Source organism: uncultured Anaerovibrio sp., assembly GCF_947302755.1.
Lineage (GTDB): Bacteria > Bacillota > Negativicutes > Selenomonadales > Selenomonadaceae > Anaerovibrio.
Window position 1 is genome coordinate 1 of sequence record NZ_CAMYWM010000138.1, and the last position, 6,413, is coordinate 6,413.

The 6,413-nt window shown below is 50.7% G+C and carries 5 protein-coding genes; 3 read left to right on the forward strand and 2 right to left on the reverse strand.

The window, feature by feature from the left end:
* The 3 genes from Q0Y54_RS10990 to Q0Y54_RS11000 all read left to right on the forward strand — a co-directional run.
* A partial coding sequence (locus tag Q0Y54_RS10990; RefSeq protein WP_297967736.1) for a pantoate--beta-alanine ligase occupies window positions 1-308 on the forward strand: 308 nt, incomplete at its 5' end.
* A 4-nt stretch (window positions 309-312) separates the two neighbouring features.
* The gene (gene panD / locus Q0Y54_RS10995; protein WP_297967739.1) at window positions 313-705 is read left to right on the forward strand and encodes an aspartate 1-decarboxylase; all 393 of its coding nucleotides are present in this window, start codon (window positions 313-315) and stop codon (window positions 703-705) included.
* Between the two features lie 96 nt (window positions 706-801).
* Window positions 802-1,842, forward strand: a complete 1,041-nt coding sequence (locus tag Q0Y54_RS11000) for an HD-GYP domain-containing protein (RefSeq protein ID WP_297967742.1) — start codon at window positions 802-804, stop codon at window positions 1,840-1,842.
* A gap of 155 nt (window positions 1,843-1,997) precedes the next feature.
* On the opposite strand, the gene Q0Y54_RS11005 is transcribed toward Q0Y54_RS11000, so the two are convergent.
* Window positions 1,998-3,938 (reverse strand): nicotinate-nucleotide--dimethylbenzimidazole phosphoribosyltransferase, encoded by a 1,941-nt coding sequence (locus Q0Y54_RS11005; protein WP_297967745.1) that lies wholly within the window; start codon window positions 3,936-3,938, stop codon window positions 1,998-2,000.
* Window positions 3,935-6,130: a Tex family protein gene (locus Q0Y54_RS11010; protein ID WP_297967748.1), complete on the reverse strand. Its 2,196-nt coding sequence runs from the start codon at window positions 6,128-6,130 to the stop codon at window positions 3,935-3,937. Before Q0Y54_RS11010 ends, Q0Y54_RS11005 begins: the two co-directional genes overlap by 4 nt.
* Window positions 6,131-6,413 lie beyond the last annotated feature (283 nt).

Sequence of the window (6,413 nt, forward strand, 5' to 3'; positions counted from 1 at the left end):
GCGGCCTGGCCCGCAGCTCCCGTAATGTATATCTTTCAACTGAGGAAAAGACAGCGGCACTGGTTTTATCCCGGAGCCTGAATTTGGCCAGGAAGGCCTTTGACAGCGGGGAAACAAGGGTTAGTCAGCTTAAGAAAATTATTGTGGATGAAATCAATAGTGAGCCAATGGCGGTTATCGATTATGTAGAAATATATTCCTTCCCGGCTTTGGAGGAAATTGACAAGGTAGACGGTGAGTCTATTATGGCTATTGCGGTAAAGATCGGTAAGACCCGTCTTATTGATAATGTGATTTTGGAGGGTTAATTTTATGATGCTTCACATGTTAAAATCCAAGCTTCATTGCGCCACAGTTACTGAAGCCAATCTTCAGTATATGGGCAGTATCACAATTGACGCTGATTTGATGAAGGCAGCGGGAATATATGAAAATGAACGGGTGCAGGTGGTGAATAACAATAACGGCTCCAGGCTGGAAACCTATGTTATTCCCGGCAAACCGGGCTCCGGTGTGATTTGCCTCAATGGGGCGGCAGCCCGCTGGGCCCAGCCAGGGGATGTGGTGATTATTATGGCCTATGCGTTTATGGAGGAAAGGGAAGCCGTTCAATATAAGCCTACAGTGGTTATGCTGGATGGGGATAATAAGGTAAGGGAAATCCGCAGCTATGAGTGCCACGGCGAAATATATATAAACAAATAAAATATGGTCTCCGCTGTATTTACACGGAGACCTATTTATTTGCATTGATTTTCAAAGTAAATAAATATAGAATAAGTAGGTAGGAGGTGTGATGTCATGGAGAATTCCCAAGATAGTAAGAGTCTTATTCTGACAGTAGATGATGACTCGGTAAACCACATGATTCTTGAGGCAATTTTAGAGAAGGATTATGAGGTGGCCATGGCTTTAGGCGGCAGGGAAGCCATTGACTTTATGCAGCAGCGGAAGCCGGATTTGGTGCTCCTGGATATAAATATGCCTGGAATGAATGGATTTCAGGTATTGGAATATATGAAAAAGGATGGTGAATTGAAGGAAATTCCTGTGATTATGCTTACTGCTGAAATGGATCAGGAGCTGGAGGTAAAGGGAATTCAGGCGGGGGCCTTTGATTTTCTTCACAAGCCATATATACCGACCCTGATTTTAACCCATGTTCAGCGCACATTGGAGCTTATCTCCCTGAAAAAGCGGATGCAGGAGCGGATTGATAAGCAGATTCAGGCTACTGTGCGACAGCTGGCATTTACCAAGCGGTTGTTCAAGGAAATGGTCTTTGCCCTGGCCAAGACCATTGATGCCAAGGATCCATATACCAATGGTCATTCCCAGCGGGTGGCAGATTATTCCCGGGAAATTGCTTATCGGGCCGGCAAATCAAAAAATTATCAGCGGAAAATTTATTTTATGGCCCTGCTCCATGACATTGGTAAAATTGGGGTGTCCGGTCAGGTGCTTAATAAGCCTGATAAACTGACGCCACGGGAATATTCATCCATGAAAATGCACCCGGTTATTGGCAGTGCTATTTTGTCATATGTCCATGGAATGGAGGAATTGCGGGTGGGGGCCCGCAGTCATCACGAGCGGTTCGATGGTACGGGCTACCCGGATGGCCTGGCCGGCAATGAAATTCCGGAAAAGGCCAGAATAATTGCGGTGGCGGATGTATATGATGCCATGACATCAAAGCGCAGCTACCGGGATGTGCTGCCTCAGTCCGTAGTGCGGGAAGAGCTGATGAAGGTCAGTGGCAGCCAGCTTGATCCCCGGTTTACGGATATTATGCTCCAGATGATGGATGAGGATGTGGAATATCGGATGCGGGAAGTGTGATTTCCGGCAATTAAACAGGGTATGGGAAAGTGTGTTGCTTTCCCATACCCTGTTTTTTATGAACACTTAGTGAGCACAAGCCTACGGCGCAGTGGGAACTTAGTGTTCGTGTAAGGGTGTAGTGCAAAATATCATTTTGCACGGAGTTTAGTATGCTATAGCTGCCGGCCGGCTCCTGGGCCGTCGTTGGCCACTGCAACCTGGGCTTCACTAAAGGTTTTCATGTTGTTAATGGTGTGCAGGGCAGCATCGATTAGCCGCATCCCCATACAGGCGGTGACGCCGGGAATGTTGACCTTCATGTGATACAGGGGCGGCTCAATGGGGAGAAGAAAAGGCTGAATTTCCGGTACCAGCTGGGCAGCATAGCCCGCCAGGGCGGTTACGGCCCTGTCCCCCAGAATTATCATGGTACGGTTGTGAGTGGCTGAGATGATAGCTCCCAGGAGGGCTGAGGCAATAAGCTGCATATTGGGGGGCAGCTTGTTCATAAATGTGGTGGCCTGCAGCTTTAGGTTACCCCTCTTATCGCAGAGCATATCGGCCAGCTCGTCTATTTTGGAGGGGGTATTGTGAATGATGGATAAGCCCATAACCTGATTGCCCAGGGATATATTTTCCCCCTGTATACGGCCAAATTCAAAGGCATCCATTTGGGAACGGTCCTGGGTTAAATAGGCCGCCATAACATCTGCCCCGGCCTGGGTGGCAAAGCTGTGAATAAAGGCTGCCTGGTCATTATCTATGGCCTCAGTCTGGTTCATGCCAAAGAGCAGCAGGGTTTTATCTACGTCCGTGGGCAATTCATTGCTGGTGATTCCGCTTAGCTGGGCGGCTATTTGCTCGATGACCCCAAGGCTGTAGATGGGCTTGGACAGGTTGTCCAGCCGCAGCTGGCAGCGCTCCATGACCTCCTTATCCGGCTCGGACATGGTACGGGTGTAATAATCAAAGGTCTTGTCCGTCAAGGTAATTTCAACCTGGGGTATAAGCTCCTTTTCAATGGTATCAGCGTATAAATCACTGGTGGAGCTTGTTTTTTGGAGGCTTCGGTAGGCTCTGATGGAGGTATCCAAAATATCAGCCACCAGGGAGGAACCCACTGCCTCCCCCAGCTTTATGTTCAGATCCATCAAGGGAGTAAAGCCCAGCTCGTCCAGTATCAGGGGCTGTCCCTGCTCGCCAGCCCGGTGGGAGGGTACCAGGTAGTCCTTGACGGCAGGTGCCAGCCTTATGGCAATGAGGGCCGCAGCACTGGAATTAAAGCCGTCCAATATGGTGAGGGAATGGGAAGCCGCTGCTCCCAGCATAATACCGGCAATGGCCCCCAGCTCAAAGCCGCCAACCTTGGCCAGAACATCAATAGGGTCCTGGTCATCGGGCTGGTTGACTGTCAGCATTTTCTCTACGGTGGCCACCTTGATTTTATATCGCTTATCTGATATGTTGGTGCCCCGTCCCGTGGTATTGGCCGGTGACTCCTTCAGCAGGGCCGCTGTAATGGCCGCACTGGCGGTGGTATTGGATATCCCCATTTCTCCCGGTAAAAAAAGGGTTATTCCCTGTTGTCTGCGAAGCTGTTGGGCCAGGGTAAAGCCATAATACAGGGAAGCTATAGCCTGTTCTCTGGTCATGGCCGGTCCACGGGTGGCATTGTTGGTACCGGAGGCAATATGGAAGTGGATGAGCCCGGGAATATCCCGGGCCTTATCGCTGTTGATGCCAAGGTCGGCCACGCAGAGATGGGCACCGGTAAAATCGGCAAAAACATTGGCAGCGGCTCCATGGGAAATGAGATAATTGGCTACCATATGCAAGGTGGTTTCCGGCGGGTAGGCACTGACATTTTCCTGGGCCACACCATGGTCGGCACAGCAAATGGTTACGGCCTTCATGGGATCATTAGTGAAGTCCGACTGCCAGGTGGCACCAGCATATTTTTTTAACAGGAAGCGGAGGGCCCCGAAGTCCGGCTTCTCAATGGAGGAGCCCATCAGTACCCTCTCAACCTCCCGTATACTGCCTTCGTCTGCAGGCTTTATCTGGGTCAAAAGGGCCTTGAACCCGCATTCATCAATTTCTGGTAAGGTTGTCATATGGCCCTGGCCTCCTGGGGTACCTGCTTGAGGCTGAGGCCAATGCGGCCCCGTGCTTCATCTACACTGATAACAAGTACGGTTACAATGTCACCTACGGCTACCACATCAAGGGGATGCTTTACCCGCCTGCTGCTTAATTCGGAAATATGAATAAGACCGGCGGTTTTTATGCCAATATCCACGAAGGCCCCAAAATCCGTGATGTTACGGACGGTGCCCCGCATAACGGTTCCCACCTTGATATCCGACAGCTTGACAATGGCCTTTCTGGTCAATGGAACCGGCAGATCCTCACGGGGGTCCCGGCCAGGCTTGGACAGGGCATCCAAAATATCCTTTACTGTGGGCACCCCGGCATTCAGCTCTTTGGCCAGCTTCTCAGGGTCAGCCAGCTTTATTTTTGCCTGCAGGATTTCCAGCTGGTTCTTGTCCTTTAGAATATCCATATCCGCTCCCAGCTTGGCCAGAATGTTCTTTGCCAATTCATAGGACTCCGGATGAACCGGCGTATTGTCCAGGGGCATTTTGCCGCCGCCTATACGCAGGAAGCCGGCACACTGGGTATAGGCCGCGTTGCCAAGGCGGGCCACCTTTAGCAGCTCCCGGCGGGAGCTGAAGGGGCCGTTTTCGTTACGGTAGGCCACGATGTTTTTGGCAATGGTGGCGTTAATGCCGGCCACGTGCTTCAGCAGGGCCGGAGAGGCCGTGTTGAGCTCCACACCCACGTGATTTACGGCGGATTCAATGGTCTGATCCAGGGTATTGGCCAATTCCTTCTGGTTGACATCATGCTGGTACTGACCTACACCGATGGCCTTGGGGTCAATTTTAACCAGCTCGGCCAAGGGATCCTGTACCCGGCGGGCAATGGAAACTGCTCCGCGGATAGTAACATCGTATTCCGGCAGTTCCTCCTTGGCCAGGGGCGAAGCAGAGTACACGGAGGCACCGGCTTCGCTGGTGACAATATAGTGGGTATCCAGCCCATTGTCCTTTATGAGCTTGGCGGCAAATTCCTCGGTTTCAAAGGAGGCGGTGCCATTGCCTATGGATATGAGATTTACCTTGTATTTCTTTATGAGGGCCAGGGCTTTTTTTGCAGCATCGGCGGCCCCCTTTTCACCATGGGTTATATATAAAACCCCATGGTCCAGCACGTGGCCTGTGGGGTCCACAATGGCCATCTTGCAGCCTGTGCGGTAGCCCGGATCAAGGCCCATAACGGTAAAGCCGGCCAGGGGGGCCTGGAGTAACAGCTGGCGCAGGTTGGTGCCAAAAACATCAATGGCCTGCTTTTCAGCAGTTTCAGTGAGCTGATTGCGGATTTCCCGTTCCAGGGATGGCTGAATAAGCCGCTTCCAGCTGTCGGCTATGGTGTCCTTTAACAGGCCCTGGAATATGGAGCTGCTGGTGATAAACCGCTTTTCGATGATGGATAAAATACGGTCCTCCTCGGCCTCCAGCCTGACCTTGAGGCAGTCCAGCTTCTCTCCCCGGTTGATGGCCAGGATGCGGTGGGAGGGCAGGGTGCGGACCAGCTCCTTGTATTCCTTGTACATGAGGAATATTTTTCCCTCATCTGTATTTTCCTTTTCCTCTTCCAGTGAGGTGGTGATAAAGCCGTTGTTCCACAGAAATTTGCGCAGCTCCTGTCGAAGGCTGGCATCCTCGGAAATCATTTCCGCAATAATATCCTGGGCACCGGCCAGGGCCTCCTCAGCGGTCTCCACCTCCAGCTCAGGATTGATGAAGCCGGCGGCCACCTCCTCAGGTGAACCGGTGGCAAGGCTTTGCAGCATAATGGTATTGGCCAGGGGTTCAAGCCCCTTTTCCCGGGCCTTTTGGGCCCTGGTCCGCTTTTTCTGCTTGTAGGGAAGATAAATGTCCTCCAGCTCCTGCAGCTTGGTGGTCTTTTCAATGGCCTGTTGCAGCTCCGGCGTAAGCTTGCCCTGTTCCTCTATTTTATTGAGAATTTCCTCCTGACGTTTTACGAAATTACGAAGATATGTGAGTCTGTCAGAAATGATACGCACCTTTTCCTCGTCCAATTCACCGGTTTTTTCCTTGCGGTAGCGGGAAATAAAGGGAATGGTGTTCCCCTCATCCAACAATTCGCTGACGGCATCGACCTGAAAAAACTTTATTTTTAATTCATCTGCTATGATTTTACTTATGTTTTCCAGCTTCATACTCAATTACTCCTCCATCACGTGTGCAATAACTAGATAATTATACCATAATATTGTTCCTGTGTAGAGATGAAACAGGGGACCGCTGATTGACACAAATATGAATAAAAGGTAAAATTATTAACGGATAGCTATTATCTGTTAATAACTGCCAGCGTCTCAGCCAGCTGACTGCAGAGCAGGGCAGAAGTGAATGAAATTCCAGAGAAACCAAACGGCAGCCAACAGGCTTTGCCTCTTGGACAGGTCTCCACAGCCCTGGGGAAAATTTAGCCCAATTCAG